Origin of the sequence: Bacillus sp. ISL-34, from assembly GCF_018613325.1 — a bacterium.
Classification (GTDB): Bacteria; Bacillota; Bacilli; order Bacillales; family DSM-1321; genus Peribacillus.
In genome coordinates this window covers 131,515-153,318 of the sequence record NZ_JAGGQJ010000002.1, presented here as the reverse complement: position 1 = coordinate 153,318, position 21,804 = coordinate 131,515, and the positions used below count along the sequence as shown (strand labels likewise).

Annotated in this window: 24 protein-coding genes and 2 pseudogenes; 8 read left to right on the top strand and 18 right to left on the bottom strand. The window is 40.9% G+C overall.

All coding sequences use genetic code 11. The features are described 5' to 3' along the window. Positions 1-518: 518 nt before the first annotated feature. Positions 519-1,289, top strand: coding sequence for a SurA N-terminal domain-containing protein (locus tag J7E52_RS01545; protein WP_214743378.1), 771 nt, complete (start codon positions 519-521; stop codon positions 1,287-1,289). Between the two features lie 84 nt (positions 1,290-1,373). Here J7E52_RS01545 and arsC read toward each other — a convergent pair whose 3' ends face one another. The 3 genes from arsC to J7E52_RS01530 are packed head-to-tail and all read right to left on the bottom strand — an operon-like array spanning position 1,374 to position 3,485. Next, the gene (gene arsC / locus J7E52_RS01540; RefSeq protein ID WP_214743377.1) at positions 1,374-1,793 is read right to left on the bottom strand and encodes an arsenate reductase (thioredoxin); all 420 of its coding nucleotides are present in this window, start codon (positions 1,791-1,793) and stop codon (positions 1,374-1,376) included. Between the two features lie 33 nt (positions 1,794-1,826). Next, on the bottom strand, positions 1,827-3,125 hold the full coding sequence (locus J7E52_RS01535; protein WP_214743376.1) for an arsenic transporter: 1,299 nt from the start codon (positions 3,123-3,125) through the stop codon (positions 1,827-1,829). An 18-nt stretch (positions 3,126-3,143) separates the two neighbouring features. Continuing rightward, a complete protein-coding gene (locus J7E52_RS01530; protein WP_214743375.1) occupies positions 3,144-3,485 on the bottom strand; it encodes an ArsR/SmtB family transcription factor in 342 nt (113 codons plus the stop codon). A gap of 322 nt (positions 3,486-3,807) precedes the next feature. On the opposite strand from J7E52_RS01530, the pseudogene J7E52_RS27245 reads away from it, so the two are divergent. Together J7E52_RS27245 and J7E52_RS27240 are read left to right on the top strand one after the other, a co-directional pair. Then, positions 3,808-4,080, top strand: a pseudogene (locus tag J7E52_RS27245) (recombinase family protein); the annotation flags it as partial. 12 nt (positions 4,081-4,092) lie between these two features. Then, positions 4,093-4,236: a helix-turn-helix domain-containing protein gene (locus J7E52_RS27240; RefSeq protein ID WP_309476845.1), complete on the top strand. Its 144-nt coding sequence runs from the start codon at positions 4,093-4,095 to the stop codon at positions 4,234-4,236. A 113-nt stretch (positions 4,237-4,349) separates the two neighbouring features. Here the strand turns inward: J7E52_RS27240 and J7E52_RS01520 are convergent, their stop codons facing one another. The 8 genes and pseudogenes from J7E52_RS01520 to J7E52_RS01485 form a co-directional block, all read right to left on the bottom strand. Then, positions 4,350-5,723, bottom strand: a complete 1,374-nt coding sequence (locus J7E52_RS01520; RefSeq protein WP_214743373.1) for an NAD(P)-binding domain-containing protein — start codon at positions 5,721-5,723, stop codon at positions 4,350-4,352. A 67-nt stretch (positions 5,724-5,790) separates the two neighbouring features. Continuing rightward, positions 5,791-6,246 (bottom strand): MarR family winged helix-turn-helix transcriptional regulator, encoded by a 456-nt coding sequence (locus J7E52_RS01515; protein ID WP_214743372.1) that lies wholly within the window; start codon positions 6,244-6,246, stop codon positions 5,791-5,793. 52 nt (positions 6,247-6,298) lie between these two features. Then, positions 6,299-6,499, bottom strand: coding sequence for a sodium/proton-translocating pyrophosphatase (locus J7E52_RS01510; RefSeq protein ID WP_214743371.1), 201 nt, complete (start codon positions 6,497-6,499; stop codon positions 6,299-6,301). A 22-nt stretch (positions 6,500-6,521) separates the two neighbouring features. Beyond that, positions 6,522-7,007, bottom strand: a pseudogene (locus J7E52_RS01505) (arsinothricin resistance N-acetyltransferase ArsN1 family A). A gap of 160 nt (positions 7,008-7,167) precedes the next feature. Next, positions 7,168-8,583: a SpoVR family protein gene (locus J7E52_RS01500; RefSeq protein ID WP_214743370.1), complete on the bottom strand. Its 1,416-nt coding sequence runs from the start codon at positions 8,581-8,583 to the stop codon at positions 7,168-7,170. 163 nt (positions 8,584-8,746) lie between these two features. Continuing rightward, positions 8,747-8,950: a hypothetical protein gene (locus tag J7E52_RS01495; RefSeq protein ID WP_214743588.1), complete on the bottom strand. Its 204-nt coding sequence runs from the start codon at positions 8,948-8,950 to the stop codon at positions 8,747-8,749. Between the two features lie 142 nt (positions 8,951-9,092). Continuing rightward, entirely contained in the window at positions 9,093-10,247 is a 1,155-nt protein-coding gene (locus tag J7E52_RS01490; RefSeq protein ID WP_214743369.1) for a M20 peptidase aminoacylase family protein, read from the bottom strand. 63 nt (positions 10,248-10,310) lie between these two features. Continuing rightward, complete coding sequence (locus tag J7E52_RS01485) at positions 10,311-11,153, bottom strand: MurR/RpiR family transcriptional regulator (protein WP_214743368.1); 843 nt, start codon at positions 11,151-11,153, stop codon at positions 10,311-10,313. 576 nt (positions 11,154-11,729) lie between these two features. Between J7E52_RS01485 and J7E52_RS01480 the strand changes: the two genes are divergently transcribed. Beyond that, positions 11,730-11,876, top strand: a complete 147-nt coding sequence (locus tag J7E52_RS01480; RefSeq protein ID WP_214743367.1) for a hypothetical protein — start codon at positions 11,730-11,732, stop codon at positions 11,874-11,876. A 94-nt stretch (positions 11,877-11,970) separates the two neighbouring features. On the opposite strand, the gene J7E52_RS01475 is transcribed toward J7E52_RS01480, so the two are convergent. The 3 genes from J7E52_RS01475 to J7E52_RS01465 all read right to left on the bottom strand — a co-directional run bounded on the left by J7E52_RS01475 (position 11,971) and on the right by J7E52_RS01465 (position 14,432). Continuing rightward, entirely contained in the window at positions 11,971-12,852 is an 882-nt protein-coding gene (locus J7E52_RS01475) for a radical SAM/SPASM domain-containing protein (RefSeq protein WP_214743366.1), read from the bottom strand. 241 nt (positions 12,853-13,093) lie between these two features. After that, on the bottom strand, positions 13,094-13,414 hold the full coding sequence (locus J7E52_RS01470; protein ID WP_214743365.1) for a DUF3889 domain-containing protein: 321 nt from the start codon (positions 13,412-13,414) through the stop codon (positions 13,094-13,096). A gap of 49 nt (positions 13,415-13,463) precedes the next feature. Beyond that, entirely contained in the window at positions 13,464-14,432 is a 969-nt protein-coding gene (locus tag J7E52_RS01465; RefSeq protein ID WP_214743364.1) for a M14 family zinc carboxypeptidase, read from the bottom strand. A gap of 132 nt (positions 14,433-14,564) precedes the next feature. On the opposite strand from J7E52_RS01465, the gene J7E52_RS01460 reads away from it, so the two are divergent. Then, a complete protein-coding gene (locus J7E52_RS01460) occupies positions 14,565-14,807 on the top strand; it encodes a YhdB family protein (protein ID WP_048689737.1) in 243 nt (80 codons plus the stop codon). A 131-nt stretch (positions 14,808-14,938) separates the two neighbouring features. On the opposite strand, the gene J7E52_RS01455 is transcribed toward J7E52_RS01460, so the two are convergent. The 3 genes from J7E52_RS01455 to J7E52_RS01445 all read right to left on the bottom strand — a co-directional run bounded on the left by J7E52_RS01455 (position 14,939) and on the right by J7E52_RS01445 (position 19,062). Further along, positions 14,939-15,466, bottom strand: coding sequence for an NADPH-dependent FMN reductase (locus J7E52_RS01455; RefSeq protein ID WP_053533937.1), 528 nt, complete (start codon positions 15,464-15,466; stop codon positions 14,939-14,941). A gap of 165 nt (positions 15,467-15,631) precedes the next feature. Then, positions 15,632-17,362: a phospho-sugar mutase gene (locus J7E52_RS01450; protein WP_214743363.1), complete on the bottom strand. Its 1,731-nt coding sequence runs from the start codon at positions 17,360-17,362 to the stop codon at positions 15,632-15,634. A 152-nt stretch (positions 17,363-17,514) separates the two neighbouring features. Continuing rightward, the gene (locus tag J7E52_RS01445) at positions 17,515-19,062 is read right to left on the bottom strand and encodes a carbon-nitrogen hydrolase family protein (RefSeq protein WP_214743362.1); all 1,548 of its coding nucleotides are present in this window, start codon (positions 19,060-19,062) and stop codon (positions 17,515-17,517) included. Between the two features lie 190 nt (positions 19,063-19,252). Between J7E52_RS01445 and J7E52_RS01440 the strand changes: the two genes are divergently transcribed. Beyond that, entirely contained in the window at positions 19,253-19,690 is a 438-nt protein-coding gene (locus J7E52_RS01440; RefSeq protein WP_214743361.1) for a disulfide oxidoreductase, read from the top strand. After that, positions 19,690-20,160 (top strand): thioredoxin family protein, encoded by a 471-nt coding sequence (locus J7E52_RS01435; protein WP_214743360.1) that lies wholly within the window; start codon positions 19,690-19,692, stop codon positions 20,158-20,160. The genes J7E52_RS01440 and J7E52_RS01435 overlap by 1 nt, the downstream gene beginning before the upstream one ends. Positions 20,161-20,228: 68 nt before the next feature. On the opposite strand, the gene J7E52_RS01430 is transcribed toward J7E52_RS01435, so the two are convergent. Then, positions 20,229-20,648, bottom strand: coding sequence for a DUF5365 family protein (locus J7E52_RS01430; RefSeq protein ID WP_214743359.1), 420 nt, complete (start codon positions 20,646-20,648; stop codon positions 20,229-20,231). Between the two features lie 232 nt (positions 20,649-20,880). Between J7E52_RS01430 and J7E52_RS01425 the strand changes: the two genes are divergently transcribed. Further along, positions 20,881-21,792 (top strand): RluA family pseudouridine synthase, encoded by a 912-nt coding sequence (locus J7E52_RS01425; RefSeq protein WP_286197347.1) that lies wholly within the window; start codon positions 20,881-20,883, stop codon positions 21,790-21,792. Positions 21,793-21,804: the final 12 nt, after the last annotated feature.

Below are 21,804 nucleotides of genomic sequence, written 5' to 3'. Positions count from 1 at the left end.
TCCTCCTTTATTAGGACCAAACTGTAATGGAAGCTCCGACAAATCAACAGATAGTCTCTTATTTTAAATTGGATTTTTTTCCTTGTCTTTATATTAATAACTTGCCTTTAAAATTGTTAGGCGCTTTCTGTAGGAAAAAGGAAATGTGTTTTTGTATGTTTTGAATACTAACCTGGAGTTTAAACCGCTTAATTCTAGAAGAGTATCAAAGAATCTTCTGACGAGTCTTTCTTTTACTAAACCAATTTACAGTAGTTACGTTTTGTGATTAAGAGATTGATTACAAGTTTCTGACTGCCACCAAGTATCAAGCCTTCGCATTCCCATTAAGAATTTTGCATGTCGAAGGGTAAATGGGTTCATTTCCGCGAATGTTACACTTATATAATGAGATAATGCCTATACTATCTTCCTGTTTTCTGGAAAAAAAGAATGAATTTATTGTGTTTTAATGGGAAATTCCTTTATAATGCGCATTAGATGATTTTTTAGCATTGAATACGAGAGGAGACTGAAATATGAAGAAACTATTGTACCCAATCATCATTGGATTATTGGCAGTTGTTCTAACGGCTTGTGGTTCGAACGATGAAGCAGATAAGAAAAATGACGAGAAAGAGACAACTGAGAAAGAAACGGCTAAAGCAACTGAGGAACAGCAAAAACAGATGGAAGAAATGCAGAAGAAACTAGACAAGCAAAAGGTGGATGAAAAGAAAACGGTGGCCATCGTCAATGACGAAAAAATTTCAGGTGCGGAATATAATACCGTGCTGTCAACCACACAAATGCAGATGCAGCAATTCGGACAAGACCCAACAACCAAGGAGGGAGCCAAACAAATTAAAGAGCAAACGCTCAACTCTTTAGTGGGGCAAACATTGCTGCTTCAAGCAGCTGATAAAAAGGGCTACACAGCTTCCAAGGCCGAAATTGAAAAGCAACTTGCCGAAATTGAAAAGCAATATGAGAGTGAAGAGAAATTCAAGGAAGCGATGAAGCAAGCAGGTCTGAATACGGAAACGCTGAATGCTCAGATCGCAGAGAACATCCCATATACGAAGTACGTTGAAAAAGAGATTAAAGTGGAAGAAGCAACTGATGAAGAAATCCAAAAGTATTACGACCAGGTTGCAGAGCAAGCTAAAACAAGCGGACAGAAGGTACAGAAACTCGAAGAAATGAAGCCGCAAATCAAGGAACAACTAGAGCAGCAAAAGAAACAAGAAAAGCTTGTGAAGCATGTGGAAGAACTTCAGAAAAATGCTAAGGTCGATATTAAGATTTAATGATGAAAAGAGCTGCCAATTTTGGCAGCTTTTTCTTTATGGTCTTTTGCCCGCCTACTAACACTCACGGCTTTTCAATTTTATTTATTCACCCGTTTTAGAGAAACGTGCAATTCTTTCTCCTATTTCATCACGAACACGTTGGAAGGTAGCCCATTTTTCATCATCTGTTCCTTCGGCTTTTGCCGGGTCATCAAAGCCCCAATGTTCACGTTTAACATGCGGTGGCGTCATTGGACATTTGTCTGCCGCATCGCCACATAATGTAACGACAAAATCGGCATTATTCAATATGTCAGGGTCGATGATATCCGATGTTTGATTGGAGATGTCCAATCCAACTTCATTCATTGCTTTTACAGCTTTTGGATTTAACCCGTGGGCCTCGATTCCTGCGCTAAGCACTTCCCATTCGTTACCTAAATATTTCTTCCCCCATGCCTCTGCCATTTGGCTTCTGCAAGAGTTCCCTGTACATAAGAAGTAAAGTGTTTTTTTAGCCATGCTGTTTCTCTCCCTTGTTGGTAAAGTAAGTGTTTAATGAATAATTTGTAACCATATATATAAGCCGACCAATGTGATGAACAATGTTGGGATGGTTAAGATGATTCCTGTTTTAAAATAGGTTCCCCATGAGATTTTCACGCCTTTTAAAGAAAGGACATGCAGCCACAATAACGTAGCCAAAGAACCGATCGGAGTGATTTTCGGGCCCAAGTCCGAACCGATGACATTGGCATAGATAAGGGCCTCCCTGATTGCGCCTGTTGTATGGGTGTCGGAAATGGCAAGGGCATCAATCATGACGGTTGGCATGTTATTCATAAGTGATGACAGAATGGCAGCGATGAAGCCCATCCCAATCGTTGCTACGAATAATCCTTGATCGGCGGTAACTTGGATTAAATCTGTTAATACATTCGTCAATCCAACATTTCGCAGGCTGTACACCACTACATACATTCCAATTGAGAAAAAGACGATTGCCCATGGTGCGCCTTTGATAACGGTTTTCGTGTTGACCGCTGGACTCCTTCTAGCCATCATGAGGAAGAAGATGGCGACGATGCCTGCAATGATGGATACAGGAACCCCAATAAATTCACTTGCAAAATAACCAACCAGCAATATCCCTAATACGATCCATGACAGCCTAAACATTCTGTGGTCTTGAATGGCTTCCGCTGGTTTTTTAAGCTGTGATACATCGTAATTTTTCGGTATGCTTTTACGGAAAAACAAATATAAAACCAAGATGCTTGCTACAAGTGCAAAGATGTCCGGTACGATCATTCTTGAAGCAAACTCGGCGAAACTGATATTGAAAAAGTCTGCGGATACAATGTTTACAAGGTTACTCACCACCAAAGGCAGTGAGGTTGTATCGGCAATGAACCCACTGGCGATGATAAACGGGAAAATCATTTTATCACTAAATTTCAAGGCCCGAACCATTGCTAATACAATCGGTGTAAGAATAAGTGCCGCTCCGTCATTCGCAAAAAAAGCAGCCACAAGAGCACCGAGGATACTTACATAGACAAACATCCTTACTCCATTTCCTTTGGCCGCCCTAGCCATATGCAGTGCTGCCCATTCAAAAAATCCTATCTCATCCAAAATGAGCGAGATGATGATGATGGCGATGAAGGCGAGTGTGGCGTTCCAGACTATCGATGTCACGTCTATGACATCAGTAAAATCCACGACTCCAACAAGTAAGGCCAAAACCGCACCGCCACAAGCTGAATATCCGATCGACAATCCCTTTGGCTGCCAGATGACGAATATGAGTGTTAATAAAAAGATGATAACTGCCAAAATAACTGATCCCACTGAAGTAGTACCTCCTAGTTAGTCACAACAAATCCGTTTTCCTTGTGCTGTTAATTCTTCTAATTTAAAATTTTGACTTGGCAAGTCCTTGATGACCGTCTGAATAAATGAGTAATAGGAAGAAGACGGGTTTAACGAATAAAAAACCCATTGTCCCCTCCTTGCTTCATTCACGATTCCGCTATCTTTCAACTTTCGTAAATGCTGGCTGATAGCTGGCTGGCTCATCTCGAATAAATCCACAAATTCACAGACACAGCATTCATGCTCAGCCATGATCTTAATCATGGTCAAACGGGTTTTATCACCTAGTAATTTAAGAATGTTTGCCGTGGTTTCCAAATCCAACGCTTCATTCATAGCATTTCATCCCTCCTATCCTAAAGTAAATAAGTATATACTTATGTAATTATTCAGTATCATTGTATAAGCATATTCTTATTTAATCAAGCATTAAATATTCAGCAATATAATTTTAACCTAATAAAGCTTTTGTACTTACCATTGAAAGACTGTATTTCTTACCTTTTCTAAAAAAAAAGACCGAGATCAACATACAAGTAAAAACTCAAAGAAAAGGGAATATTGGGCACACTCTGCCTCTATATTTTTTCCTGATATTCTGAAGACACCCCTTTAAAATAAATAAGAAGGCTCCTTCCAAAGAAAACATTCATCCGCTAAAAGAAGAACGCAACTTGATGACCTGATGAACAACCTCGATCGAGGAGATAAAATAGTTGTTACAAATCTATTTGCTTTAGCATACTCTACACGGCATTTAGTTGAATTATTGGAAATGATGGATGGTAAAGGAGCTTTTCTCCACTCACTTAAAGAGGACATTGACACTGAAAATCAATCTGGATATCCCTTTTATGATATCGTAAAGCACCTTGTAGAATTTCAAAGTGATGTGATCAGCGAAAAAACAAAAAAAGGATTATCAGACGCAAAACAAAAAGGAATTACAACGGGCCGACCTAGAAAACCCGATGAAAATGTACAGCGTGCGATTATCATGTACGAAAGTAAAAAATTCAGTCTAGCTGAAATTAAAAACGAAACAGGGATTAGTAAATCCACTTTATATAGATACTTAGAAAATTAATTTTGCTATCAACTTTTTAATGGTAATCTGACAAGCCATTAAGGATAAAGCTGCTCCGCCATTAATCATGTTTTTAGGAAAAGACCAGCCTGACTTCAGACTGGTCTTCTATTTTATTTACGACAGGTATTATTTTTAATTTCCAATCTCACTGGAACAGGACTCCCACAGCAAGAACTTTCGTTTGTTTTAGTTGCAGGAATATTAGAATCGCATGAACTGGATGCCAGATTCACACTGCAAACTCCTGTTTCAGGAAGTTCCAAGCGCACTTCTTTTGCCCCCTCGACATCCCCTGTTAAATAAGCCACCACGGAACGGACTTGTTCATATCCTGTTGCCAGTAAGAATGTAGGTGCTCTTCCATAACTCTTCATGCCAACAATGTAGAAGTTCTTTTCAGGGTGCCGTAATTCTTGTTCACCATGCGGTCGCACCGTTCCGCAGCTATGGATATTGGGGTCAATAAGCGGAGCAAGCGCGTTTATGCTTTCGACAGCTGAATCGAGGTTTATCCTAATTTCATTTAAAAAGGATGTATCTGGTCTAAAACCCGTACTTACAACGATTTCCTCGATATCGCCGAGAGTGAATTCTTCCCCGTTCAGTTCTCCCGTCACAGTTATTTTACCTTTTGCTGGATAAACTCCGTTAATATGAAAGGGGGTGAGGATATTGATTCGTCCAGACTCCACTAATTGCTGAATTCTAATGCCAAGTTCTCCACGAGCCGCCAAGCCGTCGTTTTCTTGACCGCCGTACACTTCATTGATCTGTTTTTTACGAAGAACCCAGTAGATTTTTGTATCCGTAAACTTTTGCTGTAATGATGCGAGATCCAATAGGGCATTTATTGCAGAATGACCGCTCCCAATCACCATGATTGATTTATTTTGATATCTATTTTCCAGTTGGACGACGTTTGGAATGCCATAGTGAATTTGATTGTGTAATTTTCTTTCGGCATTCGTCCAGATACCGTTGGAAAGGATCGGGTTTGGATTCCTCCAAGTACCGGATGAATCAATAACAGCCTTCGCTTCAACGACTTTTGTGCCACCCTCCACCTCTACATAGAGTTGAAAGGGAACGGTGTCCCGTTTTCCAGTTTTCAATTTATCGTGTGCCATTTTAGCAACACCGACTACTTTTGCCCTTAACATGATCTGTTCTTTTATTTCTGGAAGGTTACTTAGTGGCAGAAGGTATTCTTCTACCATTTCACGACCTGTTGGCAAAGCTTCTTGGTTGGGTGAAGTCCACCCAGACTGCTCAAGTAATTCCTTTGCTGTTTGATCGATGTTATACTGCCATGGGGAAAACATTCTGACGTGTCCCCACTCCAGCAGGCTGGAACCCACTGAGTCCCCCGCTTCCAAAACGATAAACTTCTCCCTTTTTTTTAGTAAGTGAGCGGCTGCGGCAAGCCCCACAGGACCCCCGCCTATAATGGCTACCGGCAATCCTCTTTTATCAAATTGAACCATAAATATTCCCTCCTATATTTTCACCCATTAAAAAGTTGTAAGTTGCAAGTATTATTGAAAAATTATACTACCCCCAGGGAGTAGTACAGCATACGGAAGACTTCAGCATTTTATCATTAAGCAGTTTCAGAGAACGCACGACGGATTCCTTTTCAAACTCATTCATTGTCTTGAAGATTTCATTCAAGTAATCATTCATTTGCTGATCGATTAATTGATTGACCTTCATTCCTTCATCGGTCAGGGAAAGGGTAGAAATTCTCCGATCTTCAGCATCTTGCGTTTTTTTGACCAAATTCAATTTTATTAAGGATTGGATTTGTCGGCTGAACGTCGTAATGTCCGTCCCCAGTGTTTCTGCAATTTGCTGGATGGAAGAATTGTTTTGTCGGTTTATTTCATACAGGATATGGCTTTGAACGAGTGAAATCTCTATCCCATCTGCGCTGCAGCAATTTTTATTCAATAATCCAAACCGTCTAGTCAAGAGTTGGAAGAGACCTCTAAGGTTTTCATTTTCCATTTCTGTCACCTCACTTTATTTATACCTGTATTATTTGCAAATTGCAACTTTTTTATTTATCCATTAGCTTATTAAAAGCCGTTATGAATTTCCGTCGAGTCTGCTCGCCATAATAACACTTCTTGCCTTTGAAAAAATTCTGTTCGATGTATTTCTTTGCATTATCCGCCACAGGTTCACGAGATGCTATTACCAGCTTGAAATAGGCCTCGAAATATTCAACAGACAATATGCTTGAATGGTTAACGGTCATAACCTCCACCCCCCTATTTACTTTACAGTAATTTCTCCATAGCCATGACATCGACATATTCCCCATCCATTATTCCCTGGTTTTTAAACACTCCCACTTCGCGAAAACCTTGTTTTCTGTACAATCCTTGACCAATCTGGTTAAAAGGAAAAGTGAATAACACAATTTTATTGAAGTCATTTTCTATTGCGAGCTTTTCGATCGATTGCAGCAATAAACCGCCTATCCCTTTTCCTCGATGATCTCTCGAGATGTAAACGGATAAATCGGCAACCCCTTTTTAAGCATTGCGGCTGTTATATTGGTTCAAGGAAGACCAACCAACAATTTCCCCTTCTTGCTCGGCGAAAATTAACTTATAACGCCCGACGTGCTTAGCAAACCATTCCTCCATGTAGGTTTTATCCTTCGTTTCCGTTTCCAGCGTGGCAATTCTATCCTCAATCCCTTGATTGTACATATCTTTGACAGAGTCCATGTCCGTTTCAATCGCTTCACGAATGATCATGCCTTTCCCCTTTCGTTTGCCACATGATTTTTTCAATATTCTATAGTCGATTTATAACATTAATAATTGCAAATTACAAGTATTATGGATTTTTTATTCAAAGTAGTCTTTAACAAGATAAAACAAGAAAACTGCCGAGTGACCGGCAGTTTTTTCAGCTTTATAAATATTTCCGGTGAATGCCTTTTCCATCATAGGAAAACAGGACTTCTTTTCCTTCCATGACTGATTCCATATGCACGGGGCGGCCCCAAAGCTGATAGATATATGGCATGACCTTTTCGAGATATTTCAGATCCAGTTCAATATCTTCATACCAATGTTTTAAATAAAGTTCCCCATTGCGCATGAAGTCCCCATCATTTACTGTGATATAAGGGAAACCGCCGTTAACCCTCATACTGACGAGTTGATCACGAACATGTTCCCATGACTTATCGACGATTTTATAATCCTTGCCCTGCTTTTGGAATAAATACATATCCTCCCGCATGACCAGATCTTTCGTCAAATAATTGCGGAGAAAGGAGATATCCGATTCGATTTCCCTGACTTCGAACATCTTTTCCCGGCCAGATCCAGGCTTGACGCCCAGCCTGATCATTTCTTCGGTTGGATTATCATAGCGTTCTTCAATATCTTCAAGCACTTTCAAGCCGAGATAATAAGGATTGATGCTGGTCTTTGATGGCTGAACGACGCCTGCGTTCAGTTTCGCGAATTCAATGGCTTCCCCTGAGGATAGATCCAATTCACGGATTATGCGCTGATGCCAGTATGATGCCCAGCCTTCGTTCATGATTTTCGTTTCCAGCTGCGGCCAGAAATACAGCATCTCTTCCCTGATCATCGTCATGATATCCCGTTGCCATTCGGTTAAATCCCTGCTGTACTGTTCAATGAAAAGCATAATATCCTTTTCAGGCCTTGGCGGGAATTTTTTTCTTTTTTTAATGTTGGATTTCTTCGGTTTATCCTTATTTTCAAGGTTCCATAAATCATCGTATTGTGTGGCTGTCGGTTTTATTTCCTCTTCTTCTTCCTCATCCTCCATCGTCCAGGCAAGCTTCGGTCTCATCAGCGACGGATCGATATGTTCTTCAATGGCTAAAAGTGCATCAAGGAAGGTTTCCACTTCCTTTTTGCCATGCAGTATTTCATATTCACGGATTCTTTCTGCCGTTGCCGACATACTTTCTACCATATCTCTCTTAGTATTATTGAAGCGTATATTATTCTTAAAGAAATCACAATGCGCCAAAACGTGGGCAACAATCAATTTATTTTGTACAAGTGAATTGGAGTCCAGCAGAAAAGCGTAACAAGGATCAGAGTTAATGACCAGTTCATAGATTTTACTTAATCCAAAGTCGTACTGCAGCTTCATTTTATGAAATTGCTTCCCAAAGCTCCAATGAGAAAAACGGGTCGGCATCCCATAGGCACCAAATGTATAAATGATTTCTGAAGGGCAAATTTCATAACGCATCGGGTAAAAATCCAACCCGAACCCAGTTGCTATTTCGGTAATTTCACTAATGGCATATTCCAGAGCCTTTTGCTCCGCTTCATTCATCCGATATCCCCCTTGTCTTCCGCCTTTAAACTAATGTATGAAAAAAAGGAGGAAAAATGCCGTGATCATGAGTAAAGGTCCTCGATAACAGAAAAAAAACACCTCCATGTAGAAGATGTCAGGCCAAATGTTTCATGCAGTTCTGCACCAAATCCCTTTGATATTAAAATTTCGCGAAATCCGTATTCACAGCCTCTTTATTCGTTTTTGAACGGATCCGGGAAATGATAAGTGCTACAATGATGACAAAACCTAAGTAACCTGTGACTGGGTATACCGTCCCAACCAATTTAATAAAGCCAACGAAACTTGCAAGGAAAACAGGATACCCAATCCCCAATCCGATACCACATAGCTTATTCCTCATGGTCCCTCCCATTACGGGCTAGCGTGGCGAATGCGGTAATCGTCTGATGGGTCGGAACACAAACCATACCCCATACAAGGATTTCAAGTGCTGCACTTATTGTAAATCCTCCAGTGTGGATAGGGATTTAATGATTAATTCATCAGTCATGTAAGCGGCCCCCCTCTCCATATCTCTCGAAAGTAAGGATGATGGCTTTGGCCAGGATTTCGATTCCCGATAACAGGGCATCTTTGTTGAACGTCATGTTCGGATGATGGAGCCCTGGTGCCAGATCACAGCCCAATCCAAGCATCGTCGCTTTGAGTTCAGGTCTTTTCACCGTATAAAAATGAAAATCCTCTCCCCCGGTTGTAATGACAGGCGCTACCAGATTTTCTTCCCCGAGCGTATCGGCTATCGCTTCAGACATTATTTCCTGGGCTTGTTCGTTTACGGTTGCTGCAGCAACAGTGGTTCCCGGTTCGAGTTTCACTTCGACTCCATGGACAATGGCCAAGGATTCTGCAACCTTTTCCACCTTTTTGGTGAGCTCTTCCATCACAGCATTATCCTGTGCCCGTAAATCCAATGAAAAAGTGGCTCTCCCCGGGATGATATTGGAGCTTTCGCCGCCAGCAAAAAACTGCGTCATTTTTGCCGAATAAGGGATGGATGGATTGAGATGGATACCATTTAATAAAGTGATGAATGCCGCCCCTATCTCGATGGCATTTTGCCCTTGATGCGGTCTGGCCCCATGCGCATCAGTTCCCGCTATTTCACCTTTAATGAACTGAGCGGCTCCATGGACAATGGCTGGTGCCGCTTGCCCATCCTTCACTTCCTCAACCGGTCTTAAGTGGACTCCATAAAGGAAATCGACATCATCCAATACCTTTTCTTCAATCATCTTCAAGGCACCCGTACCTTTTTCTTCAGCAGGTTGGAAAATGAATTTCAGCTTGCCTCTTGGTCGAAAGTCCATTTCCTTCAATACCAGGAATACTCCAAGTGCCAAGGTCATATGCCCATCGTGTCCACAGGAATGATTGGCCTGAAACGTCCCATGCACCTCCTGCCAAAGTGCATCGATATCCGATCGTAACCCGACCGTGAAATTCCCATCCCCGATTTCCCCAATCACTCCTGTACAGTCCTCGAATGTTTTCACCGTACACTGATTCTCCGTTAAAATATTTGAAATGAAAGCTGTCGTATTCACTTCATTCCAACTCGTTTCAGGATGTGCGTGTAAATGGTCAAAGATATCGAGTATACGAGGCCTTAATTTTTCGATAGATTGTGTGATATCCATTTCTGTCTCCCCCTTGTAAACCGGTTTAATCGGCTTGTTCACCGAACTGCTGGAAGTTTTATCTCAAAAGAAAAAATCGTCTTGATTGAACGCATCATATATAGCTTTTCTTTCTTTGAAACCCTGTTCGTCCTTAATCGATACACCAGCTACTAAACTATTCAATAATGAGAATAACACCGGTGCCGTATCGATAGTGGAAGTCCTTGGTGTTGAAATGGGCAATAAAATGTCAGTGTATTCAGCAATCGGAGCCAGTTCGGAATCCGTAACACCAATTACAAATGCCCCCGCTTTTTTGGCCATTTCCGTTATTTTCACAGTCTCTTTAACATAGCGGTGAAATGAAACGGCTAAGAAAACGGAATTTTCAGTCATTTTATTCAACAGTAAAAAAATATCATCTGTATCAGGCCTATATAAATGAACCTCTTCTCTAACAAGCCTAAGCGTAAAGGTTAACCAATGTGCTGCCGAAAATGATAATCGGTGTCCGGATATCAAAACATTATCAGCTGCCGCCAATTTATCGACTGTTTTGGAGAAATCTTCATTTGATAAATTTTTCATTGTCTTTTCGATGCTGATGATATCCTGCCCCATCACTTGAGCCATGATGTTTGGCTGATTCGCGGCTTCAAGTTTTGAAGAATGATATTCATCCAAACTGCTTCTCTCGTATATCAACTGATTGCGAATGAGCTTTTGAAGTTCCGCATATCCACTTAACCCCAATGAATAGCAAAAACGGATTATGGTCGTTTCACTCACTCCTATATCCTTTCCAATCTTTTGAGCCGAAGTGACTGCAAATGTATGTGAATGCACTAACAAGTATTTTGCTACCTTTTTTTGACCAGTAGATAAACCAGGGAATACTTCTTTAACTTTTTGCTGTAAATCCATAAAACATCCCCTCTAAAGCAAGATATGAATCCAAAACATTTTATATGACAATATGAAGTTTTCACTTCATCAATAATAGAGAGTATTTTATCACGGGACTTTTAATAAAACAATAATATTCTGAATTTTTAATAAAAAATGAGAGAGCAATGCTTCAATCACAAAAAAACCATGAAGAGAGACTCCGTGATTTCAGTTTGGCGACAAAATGGGGGTCGGAGTCCGAATAGTGAGGTGAAGGTCGAAAAAAATACGTCAACGGTTGAATAATGTGCGGAGTAGGTCGAATACTGGGCGTGAACCGTCGAATATAGTTCGGAGTAGGTCGAATACTGGGCGTCAACGGTCGAATAATGTACGGGGTAGGTCGAATACTGGGCGTGAACCGTCGAATAAAGAGTGGTTTAAGGTCGATAAGCTGCGTGAACCGTCGTATAAAGTGTGGTTTAGGTCGATAAACTGCGTGAACCGTCGTATAAAGTGTGGTTTAGGTCGAATAAACTGCGTGAACTGCCGAATAAAGTGTGGTTTAGGTCGATAAACTGCGTGAACTGCCGAATAAAGTGTCCAGTCTTTATGGGTTTATTCTGTAATCTCATTGGATTGAAGAAATTTGCGACACTCCTGCCGAAGGGCTGGCTAGCCGAGACACCAAAGGCGCTTGCGCCGAGGAGGGTTGGCAGACAGTCAGTGGAAAGGGAGCGGATTTCTGAAATCAACTGAACTTTTCAAATAAAAAACTGGAGGCAAACTGAGTTTTCATCGAGTTTGCCTGCAATCTGAAACCACGAAGATGGACTCTGTGGTTTTCCTTCATTTATTTTTTATGACGCTTTGCATAGCCACATCGTTTGCATAATTCTTCAACTGCACATCTTCTTGAAAAACCATCATACATATTTTTCGCCCGTTCACCATTTAAAATGTCTTCAAGTGATGTTTCGAATATATTTCCCAGCGGTATTTTTCCTTCACTATCCAAGCAACATGGTACGACTGTACCATCCACCAAGATGCCTAATTGATCTCTAAGAGCATAGCAGAAAATATTTTCATCGATGATGTCACGGTCCAATTCCGGCCACTCGAATTTTTCGGCCATGTTTATATAAACCCGGTCCCTCAACTTTATATTATTCTTTTGCTGAAGAGCTTCACTTAAGCGAATGTCCAATGAAAGCTTCTCCTCCAGCATGCTCAGAATATCGTCGTTCAGGCCATTACTCGCTTTTAATTCATCCGTATCCATATTCCATAAACGAATGGCACAAATCACTTCACTTTTTTCATTAGCCTCATTTATGAAATCGGCAATATTACTGACATAAGAGTCAAGACTATTGCTCGTATCGTTTGCCTCAAAGCTATGAAGTGAAATATTCACCTGCCGAAGGGCTTTTTTGGAGAGCAGCTTGTCTTTGACCTTTTGAATCAAAGTACCGTTCGTTGTAATATTAACCTTCAGGTCATTTTCAGCACTGATATCCAGGAATGTACCCAAATTTTTATTTAAAAACGGTTCACCCATCAGATGAAAATAAATATGATCGGTGTGTGGTTTGATTTTCTTGATAACTTCCGTAAACCCTTCTGGATCCATGAATTTCAGGGTCCTTTGCAAGCTGGAGCTTGGACAAAAATTACACTTCAAATTACATATATTCGTAATTTCCACATAAACTTTCTTAAACTTTCTCATTTTCTGATACCCCTACAATCAAGCTTATTGTTTCAATCTGATACTAACTATACTGGTTAGTTGCTCATAAATGCAATGAAAACTTCATGGCAGCTGAACGGCTGGCATCACTTCCCATTGGCAGCTAATCCGATATCCACCATTTCTGGACAACCTTTTAAAAAAAATCAGAAAAAAACATCTTCTCCAGGTGAAGATGTTCGGTAAGGTGCATACCCTAAGTATTCCGTTTGTTCCGATCTCACTTTCCTTTTTGTTCTGTGACCTTCAAACTAAGTAATTTTTCATTTTTCAAATCATGTTGTACGGTCACGATGACATTGAACTCCTGACCATTATTCTTGACTGAAAATCTGAAATCGTCTTCGACTAGATTTTTCGCTACAGTTTTTCTGCCCTTATATTCGTAATCGGTAATCTCAACTTCAGGATAATCTGCCTGCACTACTGTAATCGCAATTTTTCCGTATTTTTCGTAATCGGGTTTTTGGGCATGCGCTGAAATGGATCCTGCTTGCATAATCAAAAAAATCCCCATTAGCATCACGATGACTTTTTTCAAAATCTTTTCCTCCTCATACTTTCCGCTTAGTATTATTATGTAAAATTATTCAGTTGTTATGCAGCTGCTTCGCTTCTTTTACAAGCATGATTCCAACTAATCGATTCCTCTCCCACTCCTCAGGAAACACAGTCAATGGCGGATTAGTTTCATCCACTAAATAACTAAGCTCGATCGTCATTCCCGGGCGGTGGAATTCAGTTATGAACCAATCCGTAAACCCGCTTCCAACCGCTTCTTTTTCCGGAAATGTCAGTTCATATCCAGTCAATTCGGCAGCCTTTTTGGCAATCCCATAATCCCTTGCCATATTTTTTCGTTTATTTTTGTAATGCCAAAAGATTTCCCTTCCTGAGGTATGATAGGAAACGGCAATAAGAGGATCGATCTCCTTCGTGAAATCCGTGAGCGCTTTCGCTTCAGCTGCTTCCAGTGGCTGCCGGCCTTTATAAAATTGATACGTCGGTTTTGTTTCATGACTCATGACTTCTTTCCATCCAGCCGGATACTGCCTATTTAAATCAATGCCTTTAGCATTGGCTTTCCACCGGGACCAATTCCTGCTAAATCGGTTCATTTTCCATACTGCAGCCTTTTCAAGAACATTTAAGTTGGATAAATCTCCTTGCTGGATGCTGACCCCATCTGGATTCAGCATCGGGATGAACCAGATGCTCACCTTATCCAATGATTCCGTTTGATATTCTCCAACAGGTCTGCCCGCTTGATAGGCGGCTGCATACTCTTCAAGCATACGCATTAAAAGTATGGAGCTAAGCCATTCCCGTCCATGATGTGATCCCACCAGCAAAATCGATCTTTTCCCTTTTCCTAACTTGACTGCCTTTATATTTTTCCCCTTTTCAGTTTGCCCGATTATTTGAACGTCCAATCCATACTGCTTTTGGATTACTTTCAGATCCATTTCCATCTGTTCAGGGGAATACACTTTTGCCGCAAGCGATGGTTCAGGGAAAAAAAGCAGCACCAGCATTCCAATTACCATTATTTTTCTCATGTACTCACCTTTTATTTTTATTCAGGTAAAAAGCAACAACCGCGGTCCAAATACATCGCCACTTATTGTAAGGAAATGTTCTGTCATATCTGAACAAAATACAAATAGCTCCTTATTAAGGGGGAGAAGAACATGAGGATTGCGGATTATGATCAGGCATTGTTTCACACACACCGTTCTGATTGGGACAGCTTGTTAGTATTGATGGTTCGAACGAAAGATCACTTTCTTTCGAAAAAAATAGAACATTTTTTGCACGCTTACAGGTTTGAGCATGATTATCAAATCGTTCAATCCCAGCTGTATGCACTGCTTCGTTATCTGGATCATGCGGCAGAGAAAACAAGTGATTATTTAAGTGAACTTCCAAGCTAAAATCAACTATAGTTTTTGCAAAACGGGAAAATTTATACAAGAGGATTGATCTTCGGGGATATAACTTTGGCTGGTGAAACCCTATAAAAACAAGGAAGGGTCAGGTATTTTAATACCTGACCCTCATCTCATCATTTTTTCATTGTGGCATATGCAGTTGCATACATTTTAAGTTCTTCAATCATGCCTTCTACAAGTACCGCAGATTCTTCAAATAAACCATCATTTTCGTAATCGAAGCAATGTGGATCCAGAACCAATTGTTTGGCGATCACATTTGCATAAAGGCTTCGACCCACTGTCCTCATGGAATTCAAGGCGTTGATCCCGCCTTTTCCTCCGCCCGAGACAGCCAATAGAGCGACTGGCTTATGCGTGAATTGTTCACTGCTTAGAAAATCCAAGGCATTTTTCAAGGCTCCGCTCATGGAACCATGATATTCCGGAGTGGTCAGAATTACGCCATCAGCTTCCTCGATGCTTTTCCGAAGACCTTGAATCACTTCCAATTGATATTGCTCACCTTCACCTGAATATAAAGGGATTTCGCTATTGCTTAAATCAATAAGTTCCGCTCCGTATTTCTTGGATATGTAGCGTGAGGCAATCCCCGTACGCCCTTGTTTACGTGGTGAACCATTAATGATTACTAATTTCATGAATATATACCTCCATTATTCCCGATGTTTTCCGAGATCAGTCGCCAATACAGTATACCAAAACAGAAAAGGAATTTCCTAGAATTTTGATTTTTCATGCAACTAAAAATTGCCCTCAAAAAAAAACGAAAGACCGAAGAAGTCTTTCGTTTAGCTTTCATACATTTAAACCAACGCTTCGATCTTGCTCATGAAATCTTCCATGACTCCCGATAACTTGGATTCAGCTTCCTGCATTGATTTACCTTGGACCCCGAAATAGAATTTAATTTTCGGTTCAGTGCCTGAAGGACGCAGGCAAACCCATGTACCATCCTCAAGGAAATACTTCAATACATTTGATTTCGGAAGCTCGATCAATTCTTCACCATTTGAAAGTAATGTACGCCTTCTGCTGCTTTGATAATCTTCTTCAGCGACTACCGGAATGCCAGCTATTCGGGAAGGGGGATTTTGACGGAATTGATTCAATATTCCAGAAATCTGTTTCGCTCCCTCAATGCCCTTTAAAGTCAATGAACGCAATCCTTCCAAGTAAAAGCCGTACTTTTCAAACACATTCAGCAGCCCTTCATATAGTGTCAATCCCTGCTTTTTATAATGGGCACAGACTTCGACAGCAAGCACTGCAGCTTGAATGGCATCCTTATCACGTGCAAAGTCTTTAATCAGATAACCGTAGCTTTCTTCATATCCGAACAAAAAGCTATTTTCCCCGCTTTCATGATACTGATTTATTTTCTCGGCGATGAACTTAAACCCTGTAAGTACATCAACCGTCTTCAAGCCATATGACTCGGCGATCGTCCGCCCGATTTCAGAAGTGACGATGGTTTTTAAGACGACCCCATTTTGAGGAATCTTCCCTTTTTCTTTTTTCTGGGACAGTAAATAGTCCAGGAAAAGGGCACCTGTTTGATTTCCAGTCAGGACAACATATTGGCCCATCTCGTTTTTCACGGCAATTCCAAGACGATCGGCATCTGGGTCCGTTGCTATCAATAAGTCCGCTTCCACCTTGTTTCCAAGCTCAATGGCCATTTCAAATGCAGCTGGTTCCTCTGGATTTGGTGACTGAACTGTCGAAAAATCCGGATCTGGCAATTCCTGCTCCTTAACGATATGCAAATTTTGATACCCTAAGCTTTGCAGTGCCCGCCTGACGGATTTATTTGCCGTTCCATGAAGCGGTGTAAAGACGATTGACACATCTATTTCCTCGGCAAGCTGCGGATTCTCGGGAACCGTTAGCAGCTCACGATTATATGCTGCATCCAATTCCTCCCCGATCATTTCGATGAGGCCCTGCCCTTTAAGGACTTCAGCTTCTTCAACCTGAATTTCAAGCTCACTTTCTATGGCATTCACGTAGCTGATCACTTGATCCGCTGCTTCCAGTGGCAATTGTGCCCCATCTGGCCCATAAACCTTGTAACCATTATATTCAGGCGGATTGTGGCTTGCCGTGATGACGATTCCAGCAAAAGCATTCAGCTCTCGAACCGCAAATGACAATTCTGGAGTCGGGCGCAATTCATCGAATAAATAAGCCTTCACCCCAAATGTAGCCAAGGTCTTAGCTGCTTCGAGTGCAAATTCCGGGGACTTATGTCTCGAATCATAAGCGATCACCGCCCCCCTTCCTTTTGCTTCTTCCCCAAACGAAGAGATATATTGAGCCAAACCAACCGTTGCCTTCCTTACAGTATAAAGATTCATCCGGTTCGTTCCCGCCCCGATTTCCCCACGCATTCCGCCTGTTCCAAATTCCAAATTTTTATAAAAGGCATCTTCGAGTTGTGCTTCATCCCGGTGCATTTCCTCAAGGAGGACACGTAATTCCCCATTTAAATTCTGGTACCCTGCCCAAGTGGTGTATAAAGATTTCCAGTTCATCTCCAACATCTCCTCCAAAACGCCTTATTTGTAATCATTATGTATCTGCCTTACATATACAAAATTATCACATTTATTCCAATAAATGAAGTAAAGCTCGTAATGAAAAGAACATAATCCAGCGTTCTTCACATCCGAGCTCGTTTTCCTCTTTATTTTTCACCATCTTTGTAATGCAAATGGTAAATATCATGGCGGCGATCTTTCAATTGCTTAACAGTACCAGACTGACGCTCCCGCCTTAAGATCTCCAAATCAACATCGCCAATGAGGACCATCTCAAGGTTCGGGCTGGTTTCCCCGACTATGCCGTCACGCGCAAATTCGAAATCAGATGGAGAGAAGATTCCCGATTGGGCGTATTGGATGTCCATATTTTCCGTTTGCGGAAGATTTCCGACCGTTCCGGAAATGACGGTATAAATTTGGTTTTCCACGGCACGGGCCTGGGCACAATAACGAACTCGCAGGTAGCCTTGCCTGTCTTCTGTACAAAATGGAGTGAATATGATTTTGGCTCCCATGTCGGTAGCGATCCGGGCGAGTTCCGGAAACTCGATATCATAACAAATTTGTATCGCGATTTTTCCACAGTCCGTATCAAAGACACGAACGCGGTCACCTGCGTTAATCCCCCACCATTTTCTTTCATTCGGTGTAATATGAATCTTATATTGCTTTTCAATTGTCCCATCGCGACGGAATAAATAAGCGATATTATAGATATTGTCATCATCTTCTTTAACGAAATGGGAACCGCCGATGATATTGACGTTATACCTTACAGCTAAAGTGGTAAACAATTCAATGTATTGCTCCGTAAAATCCGACAGTTTCCGGACAGCCAAGCTTGGTGATCTTTCATTCAAGAAAGACATCAGCTGGGTGGTGAACAATTCCGGGAACACGGCGAAATCCGCATTAGCATCCGAAGCAACGTCTGTGAAATATTCGACTTGGTTAGCGAAGTCTTCGAATGAATCGATTTTACGCAGCATGTATTGCACGACGCAAATCCGTACCGGTTCTGATGTTTTATAATAACGTTTTGTTTTCGGCTGATAATCAACGTTATTCCACTCCATGAGCGTAGCATACTTATTGGATTGCAGATCATCCGGCAAGTAATTCGGATTGATCCTCATAAGTGTAAAACCATTTAGTAGCTGGAACGAAAGAACCGGATCATATATTTTATGCAATTGCACTTCTTTCACATATTCCCTTGGTAACAGTTCATCCGCATGTTTATGGTAATTCGGGATCCTTCCCCCGATAATGATGCTTTTTAAATTTAAATGGGCAACAAGTTCTTTCCTTGAATCGTATAGTCTTTGACCAATTTTCATCCTGCGGAATTCAGGATGAACCATGACCTCGATTCCATATAAATTATAACCGTCCGGATTATGATTCGTGATGTACCCATTATCGGTTACATCATCCCATGTATGGCGATCATCATATTCGTCAAAATTAATAATGAGGCTGGAACATGAGCCAATCACTTTTCCATCATATTCAGCCACAAACTGCCCTTCCGGAAAAATTGCCAGATGGCTCTCAAGCTGATCTCGCTTCCAGGGAACCATTCCAGGAAAGCAACTCGACTGCAAAGCAATTATTTCATCTATGTCTCCTTGCCTCATATTACGTATTTCCATTATTTTTTCATATTTATGCAGGTCCAAATTAGGCATTTTCCTCAGACTCCTTTAATCTCTTCCATAAGAATTATACCCCTTATTCAAAAATTAAAACAACCGAACCTACCCAAGGATTTCAAATAAAAACATTCTGAATGTCCGTTAAAAGAATATATATTTTACAGACGCGGTCCTTACATACTATACTTTTCATGAGAGTAAAAAGAGATGGGGAAGAGGAACCATGAACAATACAAAACGCAGTGTGGAAAACTTATTATTTGTAGCCTGGGCTGCTTCCATCATTGCTATGTTTGGAAGCTTATATTTTTCTGAAATCAAGCAATATGAACCTTGTGCGCTCTGTTGGTATCAGCGGATCATCATGTATCCTTTTACGATCATTTTAGGAATTGCAATCATTCGAAAAGATTATTGGATCAGCTTTTATACGATGATATTATCCGCTATCGGTGCATTCATTTCCACGTACCATTTCTTGATACAAAAGGTTTCATTCTTTTCTGACCACACCCTTGCATGCGGAAGGGTTCCATGTACAGGACAATATATAAACGTATTTGGTTTCATCACCATCCCGTTCCTAGCCTTGACTGCATTCATCATTATTTTCATATGCAGTTACATCATATGGACAAGATCCAAGGAGGTTGCAGCTTAATGAAGAAAATGGCTATATTTTTAGTGATAATCGTCGCGATATTTGTCCTGCTGGGCGTTTTTACAAACATGAAAAAAGAAGAAAAATCAAAAGGAAATCCATACGGTAAGGATAAGCTTAAACCCGCTACTGTCGATCAGCTGGATGACCCCAATTATCAAAACTTGATCCTGCCGGAAGAATTGGAGCAGGACCTCCAGGATAATGAAGATGTGACCGTTTATTTCTATAGTCCTGAGTGCCCGCATTGTCAAAAGACCACGCCAATCGTAGCTCCTTTGGCAGAAAAATTGGGAATCGATCTAGTTCAATACAATCTTTTGGAGTTTGAACAAGGATTTAGCGATTATGGCATCAAAAGCACACCGACGATCGTTCACTATAAAAATGGTCAGGAACAAGAACGGATCGTTGGCTATAAAGATGCGGAAACGTTCGAGAAATGGTTCAAGGACCACGATATTAATTAAGGAAAGAAAAAATGAGCCGGCCCTAACGGAAATGCTTCTCCCGTTATAGCCGGCTCATTTTTTTTGCCTTATACTAAATATTGATTCGCCACTTGGATGTCCATCATCTGCATATCATTATCCGCTTCATGGTTCATACTTGAAAAATGGTCATAATAAAAGGGGAAGAATATTCCGCATTCATTCAATAGAGTGATGTTATGTTGGAACAATTCTTCAGATTCAGGTTCCATCACTATAAAATCTTCTCTCTTTTGTTTGTCTAATATCGACATAAGGACTTGAAGACATGTCATTACTTGAAATGCGTCTCTTAATGTTGCCAAGTAAGTAGCAGAACTTTGATTGGGCTCTAAAACGCCAATCTCGCGAAAATGAAGGATTTCACTTTCCGTAAAGTATTTTGGAAATACAGTTTCGTAGAAACAAGAAACGAGACTCGCTATTTCTTGCTCTTGTTCTTCCGTTGAAGAAAAGACCGTCTTCACTAAAAAAACCACCTTTTTTCAGATCCGTTAGACCTATCTATTATATGTATATTCTAGGACAAGCGATTTCTTTCCCAATAGAATAACATAAATATTGTAAAAAATATGTGGTAATTTCCACCACGAAAATTTCAGCAATAGGTCCAAGGTTACTTTTTCATGACTAATTCTTAATTATTATATATTTTTTTCATTTAATCAAAAATCAAAGCAGTCGAAAGTAGGAGTTAAATTGGAAAATTTCAGAATAACTAACCAATATTTAATAATGGAAGTTCTCCAAAGTTGTAATGGATTAACATTGGAAAAGCTTTTTAGGGAGCGTTGGAAGGCCCCAAAGAAATTAGTGCATGAATGGAGGATGAGTAAAGAAGTGACAGTGAACGGGAATTCCGTCACATGGTCAACTAGCCTTAATGAAGGAGATACGATCAGCATCCCCTTATTGGATCACGCTGAAAATGAAACAGTTCAAGCGGCAGACTTAGGAATTTCCATCTTATATGAAGATGATGTGTTGTTGATAGCCAATAAACCGGCTGGAATGGATACTCACCCATCTCAACCGGGGGAAGCACGCTCCCTCCTCAATGGAGTCGCGCACCATCTTCAACAAACCGGCCAGACCTGTATGATCAAGCATATTCATCGGCTTGATAAAGATACTACCGGCGCGGTCCTTTTTGCCAAAAACCGCCTCATTGGGTCCATGCTGGATAGAATGTTGGAAGAAAGGGAAATCAAGCGGACTTACCTAGCTTTAGTCGAAGGAAACATTAAAAAGGATGAAGGCGAAATCAAAGAAAAAATTGGCCGCGACCGCCACCATGCCACGAGAAGAAGGGTTTCCCCTACAGGACAGACGGCGGTCACCCACTATCGGGTGCTCAAACGCGATTCTAAGAAACACTTGACGCTCGTCAGCTGCACTCTGGAAAGCGGCAGAACCCATCAGATCAGGGTGCATTTCAGTCATTTGAACCACCCCTTGGCCGGAGATACCTTATATGGCGGAAAAAGGACATTTCCACGTCAAGCCCTTCATGCAAGGAAAATCGAATTCATCCACCCCATTTCAGAAGAAAAAATGATTGTTGAAGCTCCTTTCATTGATGAACCTGAAATATTCGATGGGACCATTTAAACAGAAAAACAC

Bases quoted from the DNA above. Each gene is read 5' to 3' on its own strand.
- J7E52_RS01500 (WP_214743370.1), bottom strand. From the start codon at position 8,583: ATGAATGAAGCGGAGCAAAAGGCTCTGGAATATGCCATTAGTGAAATT.
- J7E52_RS01490 (WP_214743369.1), bottom strand. From the start codon at position 10,247: ATGGATATCACACAATCTATCGAAAAATTAAGGCCTCGTATACTCGAT.
- J7E52_RS01515 (WP_214743372.1), bottom strand. From the start codon at position 6,246: ATGGAAAATGAAAACCTTAGAGGTCTCTTCCAACTCTTGACTAGACGG.
- J7E52_RS01485 (WP_214743368.1), bottom strand. From the start codon at position 11,153: ATGGATTTACAGCAAAAAGTTAAAGAAGTATTCCCTGGTTTATCTACT.
- J7E52_RS01475 (WP_214743366.1), bottom strand. From the start codon at position 12,852: ATGAGAAAGTTTAAGAAAGTTTATGTGGAAATTACGAATATATGTAAT.
- J7E52_RS01440 (WP_214743361.1), top strand. From the start codon at position 19,253: ATGAACAATACAAAACGCAGTGTGGAAAACTTATTATTTGTAGCCTGG.
- J7E52_RS01455 (WP_053533937.1), bottom strand. From the start codon at position 15,466: ATGAAATTAGTAATCATTAATGGTTCACCACGTAAACAAGGGCGTACG.
- J7E52_RS01445 (WP_214743362.1), bottom strand. From the start codon at position 19,062: ATGCCTAATTTGGACCTGCATAAATATGAAAAAATAATGGAAATACGT.
- arsC (WP_214743377.1), bottom strand. From the start codon at position 1,793: ATGGCTAAAAAAACACTTTACTTCTTATGTACAGGGAACTCTTGCAGA.
- J7E52_RS01450 (WP_214743363.1), bottom strand. From the start codon at position 17,362: ATGAACTGGAAATCTTTATACACCACTTGGGCAGGGTACCAGAATTTA.
- J7E52_RS01510 (WP_214743371.1), bottom strand. From the start codon at position 6,499: ATGACCGTTAACCATTCAAGCATATTGTCTGTTGAATATTTCGAGGCC.
- J7E52_RS01480 (WP_214743367.1), top strand. From the start codon at position 11,730: ATGGGTTTATTCTGTAATCTCATTGGATTGAAGAAATTTGCGACACTC.
- J7E52_RS01465 (WP_214743364.1), bottom strand. From the start codon at position 14,432: ATGAGAAAAATAATGGTAATTGGAATGCTGGTGCTGCTTTTTTTCCCT.
- J7E52_RS01530 (WP_214743375.1), bottom strand. From the start codon at position 3,485: ATGAATGAAGCGTTGGATTTGGAAACCACGGCAAACATTCTTAAATTA.
- J7E52_RS01435 (WP_214743360.1), top strand. From the start codon at position 19,690: ATGAAGAAAATGGCTATATTTTTAGTGATAATCGTCGCGATATTTGTC.
- J7E52_RS01520 (WP_214743373.1), bottom strand. From the start codon at position 5,723: ATGGTTCAATTTGATAAAAGAGGATTGCCGGTAGCCATTATAGGCGGG.
- J7E52_RS01545 (WP_214743378.1), top strand. From the start codon at position 519: ATGAAGAAACTATTGTACCCAATCATCATTGGATTATTGGCAGTTGTT.
- J7E52_RS01460 (WP_048689737.1), top strand. From the start codon at position 14,565: ATGAGGATTGCGGATTATGATCAGGCATTGTTTCACACACACCGTTCT.
- J7E52_RS01495 (WP_214743588.1), bottom strand. From the start codon at position 8,950: ATGAGGAATAAGCTATGTGGTATCGGATTGGGGATTGGGTATCCTGTT.